At 58.1% G+C, this 16837-nt stretch carries 16 protein-coding genes and 1 pseudogene; 8 read left to right on the top strand and 9 right to left on the bottom strand.

From position 1 onward, the window contains the following. Window positions 1-5: 5 nt before the first annotated feature. The 6 genes from hpaD to HX866_RS27475 all read left to right on the top strand — a co-directional run bounded on the left by hpaD (window position 6) and on the right by HX866_RS27475 (window position 5906). Window positions 6-929: a 3,4-dihydroxyphenylacetate 2,3-dioxygenase gene (gene hpaD, locus HX866_RS27500; protein WP_177140811.1), complete on the top strand. Its 924-nt coding sequence runs from the start codon at window positions 6-8 to the stop codon at window positions 927-929. 93 nt (window positions 930-1022) lie between these two features. Further along, entirely contained in the window at window positions 1023-1433 is a 411-nt protein-coding gene (locus HX866_RS27495) for a 5-carboxymethyl-2-hydroxymuconate isomerase (protein ID WP_177140810.1), read from the top strand. 64 nt (window positions 1434-1497) lie between these two features. Then, window positions 1498-2802, top strand: a complete 1305-nt coding sequence (locus HX866_RS27490) for an MFS transporter (protein ID WP_177140809.1) — start codon at window positions 1498-1500, stop codon at window positions 2800-2802. 12 nt (window positions 2803-2814) lie between these two features. Then, window positions 2815-3618, top strand: coding sequence for a 2-oxo-hept-4-ene-1,7-dioate hydratase (gene hpaH / locus HX866_RS27485; protein ID WP_177140808.1), 804 nt, complete (start codon window positions 2815-2817; stop codon window positions 3616-3618). A gap of 21 nt (window positions 3619-3639) precedes the next feature. After that, window positions 3640-4437 carry a 4-hydroxy-2-oxoheptanedioate aldolase gene (hpaI, locus tag HX866_RS27480; protein ID WP_218177361.1) on the top strand — a complete coding sequence of 266 codons (798 nt, stop codon included), beginning with the start codon at window positions 3640-3642 and terminating at the stop codon, window positions 4435-4437. A 14-nt stretch (window positions 4438-4451) separates the two neighbouring features. Beyond that, the gene (locus HX866_RS27475) at window positions 4452-5906 is read left to right on the top strand and encodes an NAD-dependent succinate-semialdehyde dehydrogenase (protein WP_177100942.1); all 1455 of its coding nucleotides are present in this window, start codon (window positions 4452-4454) and stop codon (window positions 5904-5906) included. Window positions 5907-5983: 77 nt separating this feature from the next. Here the strand turns inward: HX866_RS27475 and HX866_RS27470 are convergent, their stop codons facing one another. Next, a complete protein-coding gene (locus HX866_RS27470; RefSeq protein WP_177100940.1) occupies window positions 5984-6304 on the bottom strand; it encodes an ArsR/SmtB family transcription factor in 321 nt (106 codons plus the stop codon). Between the two features lie 91 nt (window positions 6305-6395). On the opposite strand from HX866_RS27470, the gene HX866_RS27465 reads away from it, so the two are divergent. Beyond that, window positions 6396-7487 carry an NADH:flavin oxidoreductase/NADH oxidase gene (locus HX866_RS27465; RefSeq protein ID WP_177100938.1) on the top strand — a complete coding sequence of 364 codons (1092 nt, stop codon included), beginning with the start codon at window positions 6396-6398 and terminating at the stop codon, window positions 7485-7487. 118 nt (window positions 7488-7605) lie between these two features. Here the strand turns inward: HX866_RS27465 and hpaR are convergent, their stop codons facing one another. From hpaR to HX866_RS27450, 3 genes are all read right to left on the bottom strand, one after another. Further along, a complete protein-coding gene (gene hpaR, locus HX866_RS27460; RefSeq protein ID WP_177140807.1) occupies window positions 7606-8028 on the bottom strand; it encodes a homoprotocatechuate degradation operon regulator HpaR in 423 nt (140 codons plus the stop codon). 139 nt (window positions 8029-8167) lie between these two features. Then, window positions 8168-9115 carry a p-hydroxyphenylacetate 3-hydroxylase reductase component gene (locus HX866_RS27455; protein ID WP_177100934.1) on the bottom strand — a complete coding sequence of 316 codons (948 nt, stop codon included), beginning with the start codon at window positions 9113-9115 and terminating at the stop codon, window positions 8168-8170. A 77-nt stretch (window positions 9116-9192) separates the two neighbouring features. Beyond that, window positions 9193-10362, bottom strand: a complete 1170-nt coding sequence (locus HX866_RS27450) for a p-hydroxyphenylacetate 3-hydroxylase oxygenase component (RefSeq protein WP_177140806.1) — start codon at window positions 10360-10362, stop codon at window positions 9193-9195. A gap of 452 nt (window positions 10363-10814) precedes the next feature. Here HX866_RS27450 and HX866_RS34500 point away from each other — a divergent pair. After that, window positions 10815-11391, top strand: a pseudogene (locus tag HX866_RS34500) (IS3 family transposase); the annotation flags it as partial. Between the two features lie 55 nt (window positions 11392-11446). On the opposite strand, the gene HX866_RS27440 reads toward HX866_RS34500, so the two are convergent. From HX866_RS27440 to HX866_RS27420, 5 genes are all read right to left on the bottom strand, one after another. Then, the gene (locus HX866_RS27440) at window positions 11447-12178 is read right to left on the bottom strand and encodes an SDR family oxidoreductase (RefSeq protein WP_177140804.1); all 732 of its coding nucleotides are present in this window, start codon (window positions 12176-12178) and stop codon (window positions 11447-11449) included. A gap of 149 nt (window positions 12179-12327) precedes the next feature. Then, complete coding sequence (locus HX866_RS27435; protein ID WP_177100926.1) at window positions 12328-13737, bottom strand: MFS transporter; 1410 nt, start codon at window positions 13735-13737, stop codon at window positions 12328-12330. 46 nt (window positions 13738-13783) lie between these two features. Next, window positions 13784-14518: an NADPH-dependent F420 reductase gene (locus HX866_RS27430; protein WP_177140803.1), complete on the bottom strand. Its 735-nt coding sequence runs from the start codon at window positions 14516-14518 to the stop codon at window positions 13784-13786. A gap of 32 nt (window positions 14519-14550) precedes the next feature. Continuing rightward, complete coding sequence (locus HX866_RS27425; RefSeq protein WP_218179782.1) at window positions 14551-15471, bottom strand: SDR family NAD(P)-dependent oxidoreductase; 921 nt, start codon at window positions 15469-15471, stop codon at window positions 14551-14553. A 20-nt stretch (window positions 15472-15491) separates the two neighbouring features. After that, window positions 15492-16823, bottom strand: coding sequence for an NTP/NDP exchange transporter (locus HX866_RS27420; RefSeq protein WP_218179781.1), 1332 nt, complete (start codon window positions 16821-16823; stop codon window positions 15492-15494). Window positions 16824-16837 lie beyond the last annotated feature (14 nt).

Raw genomic sequence — 16837 nt, 5'->3', positions numbered from 1 at the left:
TCATCATGGGCAAGCTGGCATTAGCCGCCAAGATCACGCACGTTCCTTCCATGTACCTCTCCGAGCTACCGGGGCCGCGCCATGGCTTTCGTCAAGCCGCGATCGACGGGCATTACGAAATCGCCCGGCGCTGCCGCGAGCTGGGAGTAGACACCATTGTGGTGTTCGACACCCACTGGTTGGTCAACGCCAACTATCACGTGCTGTGCGGGCCTCATTTCGAGGGCGTTTACACCAGCAACGAGCTGCCGCACTTCATCAGCAACATGCCTTATGAGTTCCCTGGCAACACCGAGCTGGGGCTGCTGTTGGCCGAAGAGTGCAACCGTTTCAACGTTGAAACCATGGCACATCACAAGACCACCTTGGGGCCTGAGTACGGCACCCTGGTGCCGATGCGCTACATGAACAAGGATCAGGAGTTCAAGGTGATCTCGGTCTCGGCCCTGTGCACCTCGCACTTTCTGGCAGACAGCGCTCGCCTGGGCTGGGCTATGCGCAAAGCCGTGGAAGATCACTACGACGGCACCGTGGCGTTTTTGGCCAGCGGCTCGCTGTCGCACCGTTTTGCCCAGAACGGCCAGGCGCCGGACTTCGCCACCAAGGTGTGGAGCCCGTTCCTGGAAACCCTGGACCACCGCGTGGTGAACATGTGGGAGAACGCCGAGTGGGCCGAGTTCTGCGGCATGCTTCCCGAATACGCCTCCAAGGGTCACGGCGAAGGTTTTATGCATGACACCGCCATGTTGCTTGGCGCGCTGGGCTGGAGTGACTACGACGGCAAAGCTGAGGTGTTGACGCCTTATTTCGGCTCATCGGGCACCGGCCAGATCAACGCCGTGTTTCCGGTTACACCACAAAGCGGCGCAAACATTCCGAGTTCACAGGCCGCCAATCCAGCGGCGGTTGCATCCACTTCCCGGCTTTGATTCAAGCGCCTGCACTCCCTGTCTGGGGTGAATACTGCCCATGCGGCAGCACTCGCCTCAGGCGGTGAAGGCACACCACATGGAATGACTGACATGCCTCATTTGGTACTGCTTTACACCCCCGATCTGGAACAGCAAGCCGATCTCTCGGGCCTGTGCCGCGCCTTGGCCGACACCATGCTCGAACAACGTGACGAGGCAGGCAAAGCGGTGTTCCCCACCGGTGGCACACGCGTTCTGGCGTTCCCCGCGACCCACAGCGCGGTGGCCGATGGTCAGGGCAACTACGGTTTTCTCTACGCCAACCTGCGCATGGGCAGCGGCCGCAGTGCTGCGGTGCACAAGGCGGTGGGCGACAGCTTGCTGGCGACGCTGCGCGCCCACCTGGACGCCGTTCTGGAGCAGCGCCCGGTAGGCATCACTCTGCAGATCGACGAAAGCCATAGTCAGGTTTACGACGGCAAACGCAGCACGCTGCATCCGCTATTCAACAAGACCGTTTGACGCTGGGGCGCCTCAACGCCCCTGCTTCTCCATGCGCTTATCTCATTAAAAAAAGTACAAAACCATGAGCACAGCCAGCACCGCCACGCACACCGAAGGGGTCGCACGCGACCACACTCACCACCTCATCACTTGGCGGCTGATGCCGCTGCTGTTGATCTGTTACCTGTTCGCCCACCTGGACCGCATCAACATCGGTTTTGCCAAGGTGCAGATGAGCGCAGACCTGCAGTTCAGTGACACTGTTTACGGCTTCGGCGCCGGGCTGTTTTTCATCGCCTACGCGCTGTTCGGCGTGCCCAGCAACATGGCGCTGGAGCGCGTCGGGCCACGCCGGTGGATCGCGACGTTGATGCTGGTCTGGGGAGCCCTTTCGACCGCCATGCTCTGGGTCGACAGCGCCGGGGGCTTCTACACCCTGCGCTTTCTGCTCGGCGTTGCAGAGGCCGGGTTCTTTCCAGGCATTCTGGTGTTCCTCAACCGCTGGTATCCGGCCCGGCGGCGGGGGCAGATCACCGCGTTGTTCGCCATTGCGGTGCCGATGGCGGGTGTGATCGGTGGGCCCTTGTCTGGCGGCATCCTTGAACTGCTGCACCAGGTCGGTGGACTGCGCGGCTGGCAGTGGATGTTCCTGATGGAGGGGATCCCTGTGATGCTCCTGGGGCTGGTCGTCCTGAGGTGGCTGCCCGAAAGCTTTGAAACCGTGAACTGGCTGTCCGGTTCTCAGAAACAACACCTGCGCGATCAATTTGGCCAGGAAGAACAACGCAAGCCCCAGCACTCATACGCCGGCATCCTCAAAGACCCTCGGTTCTGGCTGCTGGTGGCGGTGTACTGCGCAGTGATGCTGGCCGTGAACACCCTGGCGTTCTGGATGCCCACGCTGATTCACGCCGCCGGCATTGGCAGTGACGGCAAGGTCGGATTGCTGAGCGCGATTCCTTACCTGGCCGGCTGCCTGTTCATGATCGGTTGCGGTCGCTCCTCGGATCGCCAGCGCGAACGGCGCTGGCACCTGTGTATACCACTGCTGATGTCGGCCATGGGTATCGCCTTGGCAGGTGTCGCACCGAGCAACGCAACCGTGGTGCTTAGCGGCCTGATCATTGCGGGGATGGGCGCCAGTGCCGCCCTCCCTATGTTCTGGCAGCTGCCACCGGCGTTTCTATCCCGATCCACGCAAGCCTGGGGCATCGCCCTGATCAGCTCACTGGGCAGTATTGCGTCTTTCCTGGCGCCTTATCTGATCGGCTGGATGCGTGACACCACGCACAGCGCCAGCCTGGCGCTCTATGCCCTCGCCCTGTTTATCGCACTCGGCGGCTTTCTGGTGCTGCGCACCCAGGCCGCCCTCGTTAATCCTCAATAAGAGATCCCGACCATGTTCGACTCAAGCCAGATCCTTCAAGCTGCCGCACAACTGGACAACGCAGAACGCTCCCGTGAACAGGTGCGTCAGTTCTCCCTTGATCACCCCAACATCACCATCGAGGACGCCTACGCCATTCAGCGCGCCTGGGTCGCGCAGAAAATCAAGGACGGCCGCAAGCTGGTCGGCCACAAGATCGGCCTGACCTCACGCGCCATGCAGGTCTCCTCGAACATCACCGAGCCCGACTTCGGTGCGCTGCTCGATGACATGTTTTTCGATGATGGCACAGACATTCCGTTTAACCGTTTCATCGTTCCGCGTGTCGAAGTCGAACTGGCGTTCATCCTCGGCAAGCCGCTCAAAGGTCCGAACGTAACCGTGTTCGATGTACTTGATGCAACCGAGTGGGTGATCCCGGCGCTGGAGATCATTGACGCCCGTATTCAACAGGTGGACCCGCAGACCAAGGCCACGCGCAAGGTGTTCGACACCATCTCCGACAACGCGGCCAACGCTGGCGTGGTGATGGGTGGGCGTGCCGTACGCCCCACTGAAATCGACCTGCGCAAAGTCCCGGCGGTGCTCTATCGCAACGGCGTGATCGAGGAGTCCGGTGTCTCTGCCGCCGTGCTCAATCACCCGGCCAAAGGCGTGGCGTGGCTGGCCAACAAACTCGCGGCGTACGACGTCACCCTGCAACCGGGGCAAATCATCCTGGGCGGCTCGTTCACCCGACCTGTCGCCGCCAATCCTGGTGACACCTTCCATGTCGACTACGACATGCTCGGTTCCATTTCCTGCCGTTTCGTCTGACCGGAGGACGTCTCTGTGAACATGCCTATCAACACCTTCAAGCAACGCCTGCAAAGCGGCGAGCCGCAGATCGGCCTGTGGCTGGGCCTGGCCAACGCCTACTGCGCAGAGCTGGCGGCCAACGCCGGTTTCGACTGGCTATTGATTGATGGCGAACATGCGCCCAATGACTTGCGCGGGATGCTCGGTCAACTCCAGGCCGTCGCTCCTTACGCCAGCCAGCCGGTGATTCGCCCGGTGATCGGCGACACGGCACTGATCAAGCAAGTGCTCGATATCGGCGTGCAAACGCTGCTGGTGCCCATGGTCGAAACCGCCGAACAGGCACGCCAACTAGTGCGCGCCATTCACTACCCGCCAAGCGGTGTGCGTGGCGTCGGCAGTGCCTTGGCCCGCGCGTCACGCTGGAACAGCATCCCCGGTTACCTGGATCAGGCCGACGCGCAAATGTGCCTCTTGGTGCAGATCGAGAACCGCGAAGGGCTTGAGAACCTGGACGCCATTGCCGCTGTCGAGGGGGTCGACGGCGTATTCATCGGCCCCGCCGACCTGAGCGCCTCAATGGGCTATCGCGGCAACCCTGGCCATCCAGAGGTGCAAGCCGCCATCGAGGATGCCATCGCACGCATCCAAAAAGCAGGTAAGGCAGCCGGAATTCTAAGCGCCGACGAAAAGCTCGCCCGACGCTACATCGAACTGGGCGCAGCATTCGTCGCCGTCGGCGTCGACACCACCGTGCTGATGCGCGGCCTACAGAGCCTGGCCGGCAAATTCAAAGACACCGCGGTGGTCAACACCACTGCCGGCGGCGTGTACTGAGACTGAGAAAAACAATGAAACTCAACGACCTGAAACTGCTGCGTGAACAAGGCTACATCAACGGCCAATGGGCGGAGGCGGATAACCATGCCCGCTTCAACGTTACCAACCCGGCGAACGGTGAGGTCATCGCCGAAGTCAGCTCCATGGGCCAGGCTGAAACAGCCCGTGCCATCGCAGCGGCACACACCGCCCTGCCCGCTTGGCGTGGCAAAACCGCGAAAGAACGTAGCACCGTTCTGCGTAAATGGTTCGACCTGATCATGGCCAACCAAGAAGACCTGGCCCGCCTGCTGAGCTGGGAGCAAGGCAAACCGCTGGCCGAAAGCCGCGGTGAAATCGCTTACGGCGCAAGCTTCATCGAGTGGTTCGCTGAAGAAGCCAAGCGCGTCTATGGCGATGTCATCCCCCACGACAAAGCGGGCCGTCGTCTGGTGGTGATCAAGCAGGCAATTGGCGTGGTCGCGGCCATCACACCGTGGAATTTCCCCAATGCCATGATCACGCGCAAGGTGGGCCCTGCCTTGGCAGCGGGTTGCACGGTGGTCCTGAAGCCGGCCTCGGAAACGCCGTTGTCCGCGCTGGCGCTGGCAGAACTGGGCGAGCGCGCAGGCATTCCGGCAGGCGTACTGAACATCGTACCGGGCAAGAGCTCGCGCGAAATTGGCGCCGAGCTGACCGGTAACCCACTGGTACAGAAGCTGTCGTTCACCGGTTCTACCGGTATTGGCAAGTTGCTGATGGCCCAATGCGCCGAAACCATCAAAAAAGTCAGCCTGGAGCTAGGTGGCAACGCGCCGTTCATCGTCTTTGAAGACGCCGATCTGGACGCCGCCGTCGAAGGCGCCATCGGCTCGAAATTCCGTAATACCGGGCAGACCTGCGTGTGCACCAACCGGTTGCTGGTGCAAAACAGCGTCTACGACGCGTTCAGCGCAAAACTGGTCAAGGCGGTGCAGGCGCTGAAGGTCGCCGATGCGGCCACCGAAGGCGCCCAACAAGGGCCGCTGATCAACGCCAACGCCGTAGAAAAGGTCGAGGAACACATCCGCGACGCACTCAATAAAGGCGCCACGCTGCTGACCGGTGGGCAACCTCACGCGCTGGGCGGCCACTTCTTCCAACCCACTGTGCTGGGTGATGTCACCTCCGACATGCTGGTCGCACGCGATGAGACGTTTGGCCCGCTGGCGCCGATCTTCCGTTTCGAAACCGAAGAAGAAGCCATCGCCATGGCCAATGACACCGAGTTTGGGCTGGCGTCCTACCTGTACACCCGCGACCTGGGCCGTGCCTGGCGCGTCAGCGAAGCATTGGAGTACGGCATGGTTGGGGTCAACGAAGGGCTGATTTCGACCGAGGTTGCGCCTTTCGGCGGTATCAAGCAGTCGGGGCTGGGCCGTGAGGGTTCGAAGTACGGGATCGACGACTACATCGAGCTGAAGTACATGTGCGTAAGCATCAAGTGAGTCAGCCAGTCTTTTGCTGGAAGTGACGACGGCTCTGCATCACCGGATACACCGCCGCCCAGGCGGTGTATCCACCCTCAATCGCGCGACAGGCCTGCACCCGACTGCGCCAGAATCGCCATCAGCAACCCCGGAAACCGCCCATCGAGCATCTCGCTTCGCAACGAGTTCATGTGCGTGGTGCCAACGTTGTGGGTGTAGACCAAGCCTGCATCGCGCAGCACCCGAAAATGATGCGACATGCTGGATTTGGGCCGCCCGCCGTCCAGCTCTCCGCAGGTTGCCTCAGCAACCGTCGACAGATAACGCACGATGTCCATGCGCACAGGATCGCTCAAGGCGTACAGCACGCGCTCGAGAATGAGGTCATCGGGGTCTGGGTGTTTGAAGGCTCGCATGACACAAATGATATCAAGGCTTTAACAAATTGCCATAGTTCGAATATGATCGAACAAACGAATCTTATTAAACGTCTCAAGGAGTACGCCAATGTCTGCGCTGTTCACCCCCTATACCCTCAAAGACGTGACACTGCGCAACAGGATTGCGATCCCGCCTATGTGCCAATACATGGCCGAAGAAGGCGTGGTCAACGACTGGCACCACGTTCACCTCGCCAGCATGGCGCGTGGCGGTGCTGGCCTGGTGGTGGTCGAAGCCACCGCCGTGGCGCCTGAGGGCCGGATCACGCCCGGTTGTGCAGGTATCTGGACCGATGAACAGGCGCAGGCGTTCATTCCGTCTGTCAAAGCAATCAAGGCGGCCGGTTCGGTGCCTGGCATCCAGATCGCTCACGCAGGCCGCAAAGCCAGCGCCAACCGACCTTGGGAAGGCGACGACCACATTGCCGAGGGCGATGCCCGCGACTGGCAAACCATCGCACCATCCGCGATCGCCTTTGGCGCACATTTGCCCAAGGTGCCAAAGGCGATGACCCTGGAGGACATTGCCCGCGTCCGCCAGAACTTCGTTGACGCCGCTCGCCGCGCACGCGACGTGGGCTTTGAGTGGATTGAATTGCACTTTGCCCACGGCTACCTGGGTCAGAGTTTCTTCTCGGAGCACGCCAACCAGCGCACCGACGCCTACGGCGGCAGCTTCGAAAACCGCACTCGGTTTATGTTGGAAACGCTGGCGGCGGTGCGTGAAGTCTGGCCGGAACACCTGCCTCTGACCGCCCGTTTCGGCGTGATCGAATATGACGGCCGTGATGAGCAGACCCTGACCGAATCCATCGAACTGGCGCGCCAGTTCAAAGCGGGCGGCCTGGACCTACTGAGCGTAAGCGTTGGCTTCACCACGCCTGCCGCCAACATCCCGTGGGGGCCTGCATTCATGGGCCCGATTGCTGAGCGCGTGCGCCGTGAAGCGGGCCTGCCGGTGACCTCGGCCTGGGGTTTTGGCACGCCACAACTCGCTGAGCAAGCCGTGGCCGCAGGGCAACTGGATCTGGTGTCGGTGGGACGAGCGCATCTGGCCGATCCGCACTGGACTTACTTCGCGGCCAAGGAGCTGGGTGTCGACAAGTCCGCGTGGACCCTCCCGGCCCCTTACGCCCACTGGCTGGAACGCTATCGCTGATTGCAACGATGTCCGGGTCTGTGCGTGAGACTTATCGCAGGCCCAGACCCGGACGTTGCCACACAGGGCGTTATGACATGGCGTCATCTCGCCCTGCTTGTTTACGCAGCCAGGCCGGTCAAGGTTTCATCCTCTTCAGCTCATTGAGCAGCACTAACAGCGCCTGTAACTTCTCATCGCCAAATCGTTCGAGCAGCCGCCGGTAGTTGTGTTCCATCTGGCCGCTCATCGCGTCGAAGCATGCATGCCCTGCTGCGTCCAGATTGACTAACACACGACGCTGATCGCTTTCGGATCTGCGCCGCACCACCAGATTCGCCGCCTCCATTCTAACCAGCACGCCGGTCATGCTCGGTTTCAGGATGCACGCCAGATCGGCCAGCCGATTGATCTCCAGTTCACCTTGCTGACTCAGTATCCGCACGATGCGCCACTGTTGCTCGGTCAGCCCGATCTCGTTGAGTGATGGACGGAAGAAACTCATCGCACTTTCGCGCGCTTGCAGCAGATTAAGTGTCAGTGATTGACGGGGTTGCGACATGGAATGGGCATCACATTAATTATTAACATATTAATAACGGTATCACGCAGACGCCCTCCTCGCTATGCCCCACCCTGCACTCATCACGTTTGAACAAAAAAAACGGCGCATAAAGCGCCGCCAAGGAAAGTGCAACCGGTCAGTGCTGAATAACCGTTTTCAATACTGTTTTGAAGGTGTCCAGTTGTTCGTCACTGAACTGACTGAAGACTTTTTCTTGCTGTTCCCGGGCAATGGTCCACAACGCTTCGGTTTCATCGATGCCCTTAACGGTCAAGCGCACGCGCCCTTCCTCATCAGACACCAAGCCTTTGCGCTTGAGGTTGGCCACGGCTTCGGTGATCTCGCGCTCCGGCATGGCAACTTCACGCAGCAGATCGGGCAGGCTCAGACCCGCATCGTTCTCCAGCACCATCAGCATTCGCGCCTCGCTGGTGCGCAGACCGGTGGACAACTGACGAGGCTGATAACTGGACTGATAAGCGCGCAGTGCCTGGGTCATCAGGTAATACAGGTTGTGGCTCAGGCGCCCCTGGAAGTGGCTGCTAGGCGCCTGACCTTCTTCACGTTTGGTCATGCGTGTGTGTGGCAGCACCATTGAGTAGGCACCTTGGTGATAAAGCAGCGGCGCACGCCCGAAATCATCGAACGCCACGACCTTACCGATCATGATCCAGTGATCACCACCGTCCACTTGCTGGTACTTCTCGCAGTGAAAACGTGCAGACACGTCAGCGAACACTGGGGCGCCGCCTTCGCCGCGATCAAATTCAATCTCGGCGAAGCGATCATCCTTGGGCCGGGCAAAGTTGTTCGACAAGTCAATCTGATCCGCTGCGAGCACGTTGACCGCAAAGTGTGAGGCTTCTTCAAACACCTCATGGCTGGTGGATCGCTTGTCGATGCTCCATAAAATCAACGGCGGGTCCAGCGACACCGAGTTGAAGCTATTGGCGGTCACACCCACTTTACGGCCACTGGCATCGGCGGCGGTCACGACGGTCACGCCGGTAGCGAAGTTACCAAGGGCACGGCGGAAAGCGCGTGCATCGAATTCAGTTGCAGGCGTTTCACTGATACTGGACATGCAAGACTCCCGAGCAGGCCGTGCAAGCCCACTCTGATTTGTTTTTATTTAAGAGTGATTGGGTAGCGCGTGGCGGCTCAGACCATGGTTGGATCAGGCTCAAGGCCCATGAGTTCGCGACCAAGGATTTGCGCGCAGACATCGTAGTCGGTGTACGCGTGCGCGCCGGTCAGGTGCGAGTCACGGAATAGCCGTTGCAGCTCATTGGTTTCAAACCACGACCCGCCGCCCGCAGCTTCCATCAAGCGATCGACTGCCTGAATGCACATTTTGGTTGCGTAGCCCTGATTGGTACGCCAGAACGCTAGGGCGCCGCGGTCTGGATACTGGTGACGTTCGCTGTGCTCGGCAATCTGATTCCAGCTTTGTTCGAGCAAGGCGCGGGCAGCTGCCACTTGATGCGTGGACTCGGCCAACCGCATCAATGCCGGCGTAGCGGCACCCACCGCAGCACCGGTATAGGCGCGCACGCGGTTCTTGGTCTTTTCCTTGAAGACCTCAAGCATGCGCTCGGCAACGCCCAGGCTGACGGTCGAAAAACCGCTGGCGAAGTAAGGGCGGTACGGGCTGAAAAATATCTTGCTGTCCGGGTACAAACCAAATCCGGCGGACTTGCCTTCCATCATATCTTTGGCTTTCTGGATGCGGTGTTCAGGCACGAACGCCCCTTCCAGAATCAGCGTTTTGCTGCCGCTGCCACGCATGCCGACGGCGTACCAGTCATCGCGGATCTGGTAGTCCGAGCGAGGGACGACCGCGAAGCAGTAGTCCTGGGTGCCTTTGGTGTTCTTGCGGCGAAAGCCAACAATCGCCCATTCCGCGTGGTCACAACCACTGCTCCAGCCCATCTCACCACTGAACAGCACGCCATCCTCAACCTCTTCAGTGCGGCCAAACGGCGCGATGCTGCTGCTGGCCGTTGCGTCGGCGTCATCGCCCCAGACTTCGGCCTGCAACTTGGCCGGGAACATGGCCATCTGATGACTGTGCGTACACAGCAGGCTCATCGCCCATGCGGTACTCGCACAGGACCCTGCGAGTAAAGCGATGCAGTCGGCGAATTCAGGAAGAGAAATTTCCATGCCGCCAAACGCCTTGGGTTGAAAGGCACGGTGCATGCCGATGCTTTTCAGCAGCGCGATATTTTCAGGTGGGACGCAACGGTCTTTTTCGGCCTGGAAGGCATTAGCGGCGATGGCCGGCAGCAGAGACTTGAGGTCTTCCAACAGCGGGTTTGGCTTTTTCATGGACATACTCTTTATTATTGGATGTCGTCATTGGCTGCCCGCACGCTCTCTGGCAGAGCGCAGGTGTGATCTGAATCCACTCAGTGGACAGCTCGGTACCAGGTCAGTATGTGGCGCCACCACGTTGTGGAAAATGCATCTTCCAGATGGAAGATTGCACTTTCCATAGGTGCGTTTGCCAGGAAACACCGGCCCGGCCAAATATCGTTAGCATATAAACAATAATCCACCCGCGCCGCCCGCTAACAAGAGAAAAGACCGTGCCGCTCAGATTGACCGTGATTGATCAAACGCCTGTTCATGGCGACCGCTCGCCGCTTCACGCTGCGCACGCTTCAGTTGAACTTGCCACGGCCTGCGACCCCCTGGGCTACCACCGTTACTGGCTGGCGGAGCACCACAGCATTCAATGAACCGGACAAAACGTGTCCACGGTGGCCCGGCAAAACGGCATCAATGCCAACCAGCTCTTCCTGTGGCGCAAGCTGTATCAGGATGGAAGCCTTTCGGCGGTCAGTGCCGGCGAGGCCGTTGTAACAGTGTGGGAGCTAAACGAAGCGCTGAAGAAAATCCACGAATTGAAGCGGATGCTGGGCAAGAAGACAATGGAAGCGGAAATCCACAAAGAGGCCGTGGATATCGCCCGATCGCGAAAATGGATTGCGCACTCATCCTTGTTGTCGGGGGACGACCAGCAAAACTGGTCAGCGAATGTCTCGGTGCGTCGCGCTCGCAATTAGCGGTTCGAATCAAGCGGGTTGCTGCGCCGCGAGCGTGAAGTCCAGTCACTGGCCTCTATCAATATGAAGCGGGTCTACCGCGTCATGCGCGATCACAATTCGCTGCTAGAACGACGTATTAAGCAGTGCTGGCGTCCAGCCCCGACATGAAGGCCGAATTGCCGTCACGACCAGCAATATCCGCTGGTGCTCGGACGGCTTCGAGTTCTGCTGCGACAACGGTGCGAAGTTGAGCGTGACCTTTGCCCGGGATTGCTGTGATCGCGAAGCCATCGGCTGGATCGCTAGCTGCCTGTACCGATGCAAAACTGACCTACCAGGGATAGGGGCAAAGCTTTGGGTCTTTACATAACTCCGCCCCCCACACCAATGTTTTGACCATTCACCCAACTCGCTTGAGAGCTAGCAACAAAGCATACAACTGCTGCCACCTCTTGCGGCTCGCCTACTCGATTGAATGGAGACATTTCAGCCGCTATAGTTCGCAGGTCCTCAGTCAAAAGTTCGGTATTTGTAAATCCTGGTGACACCGCATTGACGGTGATATTACGAGCCCCAAGTTCTTTGGAGAGGCCCCGAACAAACTGTTCAACAGCGCCTTTACTGCCAAGATAAAGTGAAGTACCCGACAGTAGTAGTTTTGTCCCTCCTGAAGAAATAGCGATGATGCGACCGCCATCGTTAATTCTGAGTGCAGCTTGTTGCATGACAAAAAAAGCTCCACGCGTGTTAGTGTCAAAGGTAGACGTATAGTCTTCAATCGTATATTCAACAAGAGGCTTGTTGATTGCTATCCCGGCATTTGAAACAACGATATCGAGTTTTCCAAGCTTCGATTCCACCTCATCATATAAACGATAGATATCATCCATAATGGAAACATCAGCTTTGACTGCAATGGCTTTTCCGCCCAACGACTCTACAGATTTAACCACCTTATCTGCTTCATCTTTATTGCTACGGAAGGCAATGCAAACAGCTGCTCCTCGCTGCGCAAGCTCCAAAGCTATCGCGCGGCCGATGCCTCGGGACGACCCTGTGATCAACGCCGTTTTACCTTGTAGATATTGTTCCATAGTCACCTCTCTAATTAGTTTTGGTGTTTAGTATTTTCTTGGCTGTACATTTTGTTCGTCCAACGGAGCCCCAGTCTTTAAGTCACCCTGCACCTCACTGGTGATCCACTAGTTAATTTTATGGAGGCACAGGTTTCTTTTTTTCCAAATCAAGTGATGGCTGTGGTGTGTTTCTTGCGCAACGATATGAGGAAAAACACAACGATCAGGGCAAGGCCTACCATCACGGAGCTACTCTCCATTACCGCAGCCACCCCATGCGCGAGCAACGTCGGATCTTCTGTCTCCCCGCCGGCCGTGACATGGAAGACCACGATCAGTATCCCAAGCCCCAGCGACCCACCTAATTGTTGAGCGACGCTAACCAGCCCCGATGCCGCGCCAGCGTCATTAGGATGTACACCAACCACGCCCGCAGTGATCAGAGGGCTGAGTGTGCAGGCCTGGCCGATACCGACCAAAATCATCGGCAGCATGACGGCGGCGAAATAGTTGCTGGTGGCTGAGACATGGCCCAACCAGAACATCCCAGTCAGTGAGATCGCCAACCCAATGGAGGGCAGCCGAGTCACTCCGAACTTGCGCAGCAGCCGAGGTAGGAATAGCGCGACGGAGAAGTTACTGATGGTCGCGGGTAGGAATGCCAAACCGGCCTGAAGGGCACTGAAGCCCATTACGCCTTGTAGATACAACGTCAGGAAAAACCAGAAGCCCATCATTGAGCCAATGAACAACATTCGGCCAGCGTAGGCACCCACCCTTCCGCGATCTGCGAACAAGCGCAACGGCATGATCGGTTGCACGGCGTTCTTTTCAACCAGAACGAACAGAAGCAGAAGTGCTGCGCCTAATGACAGCGCGCTGATCGTCCCGATGTCGCTCCAGCCAGCAGTGGCCGAGCGCACAATTCCATAAACCAGGATGAACATGCCCAGCGTGGAGAGGATTGCCCCCATCAGGTCGAGTTTCCCACTGCGTACTGGTGTTTCCTCCAAAAACTTCCGGCTGGTGAAATACAGCAGAATGCCAATCGGCACGTTGATGAAAAACCCTACCCGCCATGACAGGCTGTCGGCGATCAACCCACCGACCACCAAACCCAAACTGGCCCCCACTCCCGAGATCGCACCATAGTAGGAAACAGCACGGGTTCGCTCAGGCCCTTCCGGGAAGTTGGTGTACAGCAACGAGAGTGTTGCCGGAGAAAGGATCGCGGCACCTAGACCTTGCACTGCCCTGGCACAAATCAACCACGATGCAGACTCTGCGAAGCCAATCGCCGCAGAGGCAACGACGAAAATCAGCAGCCCCAGTGTGAACATTTTCTTGCGACCAAACAGATCACCGGCCCTGGCGCCAAGCAGAAGCAAGCCACCCAGTGCGAGGGTATAAGCGCTTTGGACCCATGACAGGCCATCTGCCGTGAAATGCAGTTCGTCCTGAATTTTCGGCAGCGATGTAATGACAATCGAGACGTCAAGAATCGTCATCAAATAGCTGAGCAGAATGATCGATAGCACGGCCCATTTGCGGCCATCAAATACAGCTTCGGACTTCATTTACACTTCCAGATTAGAAAATAACGGACCCACTCTCGGAGTCGATTTATTTAAGCGGCAGGTCCAGACGCTGCCGTAGCTCAGCTGCCGACCCAATAGCCTGCCAACCGGGAGACCCCGGCTGGAAGCGTCGTGCCGCGTTGAGATCACCTACAACTACCGGCTCCAGGCCGATGTCGGTGATCAATCGAGAGACCACGACGATCGCGTCCTTGTCGTCACCAGCAATCGGTATCGCCAGCAATGGCTCCTTGCGGTGCGCTTGCTCAGCGATTGTGGAAGTACCCATGTTGTTAAACGCGCGTACGATCTTTGCACCAGGCAAAAGTGCGGCTGATACCTTGCCGATACCTTGCTCCTCTACTTGCCGAACAAGATCACCATCACGCCAGTCGTAAGCGTTGGTCGCGTCAATGACGATCTTGCCGTTCAGAGTCTGTGCGAGTTGCTGCCCAATCTCGGGGAGGGCCCGATACGGAACGGCCATCAGCACGATGTCGCCCTCACGGGCTGCTCGCTCGGGCGTTCCGACGCTGGCCAGCGAGCCAAGCCCTGCTGCCATGCCCTTCAGCTCATCAGGGTGCCGTGACGAGAAAACCACAGGGTATCCAGCGGCAACGAACAACTTGCCCAGCGTTCCGCCAACAGTTCCAGAGCCAATGATGCCGATCGTTGGCTTGGTGTCATTGGGTGCGCTGGCTTGAGCATTGGCTACTGTGGCAGCCGCAAACAGCGCGCACGCCAAGATGCAGGCGAACAGTCGACGTATCAGGTAATTCATGCTGTATTCCTCCCATAAAGGCTTGCGTCTAGTCAGCCAGGAAATGGCGTGCCACTTAGCTGCGTGCACAATGCAATCAGGCGGTTCTGCATCGACTCATCGCCCGCATCTGGATTCGATCTCTTTCGGTTCATGTGGTAGAAATTTCGCCCGCTGACGAGCGCGGCTGACTGGTCGCTAACGGCTAACCAAGCCTGTGTGAGGTGCCCTTGATTAAGGTCATCGGATGCACTCGGTCCCCCCATACGCGTGGGCACCCAGCCGGGCTCAACCGTGTTCGACCTTACGGTCGACCAGCTTCTGGCAACCGTAAATGCCAGCATCGACAACAGCAGCTTGGTCTCGCTATACGCACCGGAACCGCTCCAGGAACGCTTCGCCCAAAGCGGATCATCCAAAGCGGTCTTTCCATCCGCCGACTGCTGCATGCCTGAAGTCATGTAGATCAGCCTTTGTGGTTTTTGAATCAGCGCTGTCAGCACGTATGGTGCAAGCACATTGATGCTGAACAGGCGTGGCAAGCCGTCGTTAGTCAGTACGCGGCTGGTTTCATCATCGCCCAGACCTGCGTTGTGGAGGATGCTGTCAAAGGGGCCGATTGCATTGGCCTGTCGAGCAAGGTCCTTGATCTGCTCCAGACTCTCGAAGTCCCCATGCAACGCTGCTTCAGCTCCGGGTATCTCCTGCAATGCTTTCTGAGCACTGGCTGGCGATCTACCATGAAGCACGACGCGGTGGCCTTGCTCTACCAATAAACGAGCAGCCATTTGCCCCAGGCCGGTCGTCGACCCCGTTATGAAGATCCGTTTCTTTGTTGCAGTGCTGGTGTCATCGCCAACTGCTGCGGCCAGCAATGTCTGAGGTATCACTGAGGTTGCTAGCCCTGCGATGCAGAGCGTGGTCGCGTGAGCAAGTACTCGGCGACGTCCCAACATCGGATTTAAATACGCCATGTTTTTTCTCTCCATCGGCTCTATTGAGGGTTAGGACGCTGAGCAGCCAGCTCCAGATTGCCCTGGCGTCGGCCCAACCAAACGCTCATCAGTAACCAGAGAATCGATAGCGGGACCGCAACCATAGAAATGCCCGTAGCCGTCAGGCCCACGGCGAGTAAACCGGCATAGGACCAACTCGCTATCTGATCTCCCGCGCGGTAGATGGCGGTATCAATCAGGTTTTTGGTTTTGTACCGATCTTCTCTGCTGACCGAGGTAAATAGAATCTCCCGCGCAGGTCGAGTGAGGGCAAAATTGCAGACCCTTCGCGCCACTTGCACCGCCACAAAAACACCTACCGTCGGAGCCATCGCCAAGGCGGAAAATCCAACCACGCTTGCCAGTGGCAACAAGCAAAGGGTTACCGTCACACCGAGCAGTCTCAGCGCTTGGCTCGCCACGAACAGTTGAAAAATCAGGGTGATGGCGTTTACCCAAAAGTCGATGCTGGCGAAGAACGCTGTGCGTGCAGCTCTGTCAGCGATGTTCGCTTCAACGATGCTCGCCTGTTGGAAATACAGGATCGTCGAGGTGATCGAGTACAGCACTATGAAAGCCGCGATCCCCAGCAGATAGGGGGATTTCACGATATGAGAGATACCAGAAAATACCCCTCCTCCAACAGGCTGGTGAGGGTCTGACTTTCCAAGGGACGTCTGGAAAGAGTCGCTGATACTCGACAGGCGTTTGGATGAGAAAACAGAGACTTCCAGAAGTAACACAGACGCGACGAGCAGCCAGGTCTGACCGGCGCTTTCAACGAGCCCGGCGGTCAATGCAGAGCCTGCAATCCCACCGACTGTTGCCCCGGCGGCCAGAAAGCCAAACAGCCGTTTGCCTTGTTCAGAACTGAACACATCGACTACCAGCGACCAAAACACCGAAACGACGAACAGATTGAACACCGATACCCAGATGAAAAATGCCCGCCCAATCCAGACATGCTGCTCGGGTGTTGCATTGGCAAGCAACACGGCAAAACCTATGAGATTGAGCATGAAAAAACGGTATGCGATGGCAATGAAACGCTCGCGCGGCCAACTGCGCACGATGTAGGAATACAACGGGTGCAGCACCAGCATTGCCACCAGCGTTCCAGTAAACAGCCAAGGCAGATTGCGCACGCCACCTGCCACGCCCAGCTCGTCCCGTATCGGCCGCAACACGTAATAAGCAAGGAAGAGCGAAAATATGTATAGCCAGGACCATCCCAGCGCCTTCATCTCTTGCGGGCGAATATCGATGAATCTTCCGATCACCTTGTACATAAGCGAACGCTCGTCGCTCGAAAGCGCAGGTTGATAGTTCATTGGGCCTTCCGTCT

This window comes from Pseudomonas gingeri, assembly GCF_013386165.1.
In the GTDB taxonomy this organism is placed as follows: domain Bacteria; phylum Pseudomonadota; class Gammaproteobacteria; order Pseudomonadales; family Pseudomonadaceae; genus Aquipseudomonas; species Aquipseudomonas gingeri_C.
This window is presented reverse-complemented; position numbering and strand designations above follow the sequence as displayed.

Coding starts and splice junctions, on each gene's coding strand:
- hpaR (WP_177140807.1), bottom strand. CDS start 8,028: ATGTCGCAACCCCGTCAATCACTGACACTTAATCTGCTGCAAGCGCGC.
- HX866_RS27425 (WP_218179782.1), bottom strand. CDS start 15,471: ATGGCGTATTTAAATCCGATGTTGGGACGTCGCCGAGTACTTGCTCAC.
- hpaH (WP_177140808.1), top strand. CDS start 2,815: ATGTTCGACTCAAGCCAGATCCTTCAAGCTGCCGCACAACTGGACAAC.
- HX866_RS27475 (WP_177100942.1), top strand. CDS start 4,452: ATGAAACTCAACGACCTGAAACTGCTGCGTGAACAAGGCTACATCAAC.
- HX866_RS27455 (WP_177100934.1), bottom strand. CDS start 9,115: ATGTCCAGTATCAGTGAAACGCCTGCAACTGAATTCGATGCACGCGCT.
- HX866_RS27465 (WP_177100938.1), top strand. CDS start 6,396: ATGTCTGCGCTGTTCACCCCCTATACCCTCAAAGACGTGACACTGCGC.
- HX866_RS27450 (WP_177140806.1), bottom strand. CDS start 10,362: ATGAAAAAGCCAAACCCGCTGTTGGAAGACCTCAAGTCTCTGCTGCCG.
- HX866_RS27495 (WP_177140810.1), top strand. CDS start 1,023: ATGCCTCATTTGGTACTGCTTTACACCCCCGATCTGGAACAGCAAGCC.
- HX866_RS27470 (WP_177100940.1), bottom strand. CDS start 6,304: ATGCGAGCCTTCAAACACCCAGACCCCGATGACCTCATTCTCGAGCGC.
- hpaD (WP_177140811.1), top strand. CDS start 6: ATGGGCAAGCTGGCATTAGCCGCCAAGATCACGCACGTTCCTTCCATG.
- HX866_RS27435 (WP_177100926.1), bottom strand. CDS start 13,737: ATGAAGTCCGAAGCTGTATTTGATGGCCGCAAATGGGCCGTGCTATCG.
- HX866_RS27490 (WP_177140809.1), top strand. CDS start 1,498: ATGAGCACAGCCAGCACCGCCACGCACACCGAAGGGGTCGCACGCGAC.
- HX866_RS27430 (WP_177140803.1), bottom strand. CDS start 14,518: ATGAATTACCTGATACGTCGACTGTTCGCCTGCATCTTGGCGTGCGCG.
- HX866_RS27420 (WP_218179781.1), bottom strand. CDS start 16,823: ATGAACTATCAACCTGCGCTTTCGAGCGACGAGCGTTCGCTTATGTAC.
- hpaI (WP_218177361.1), top strand. CDS start 3,640: ATGCCTATCAACACCTTCAAGCAACGCCTGCAAAGCGGCGAGCCGCAG.
- HX866_RS27440 (WP_177140804.1), bottom strand. CDS start 12,178: ATGGAACAATATCTACAAGGTAAAACGGCGTTGATCACAGGGTCGTCC.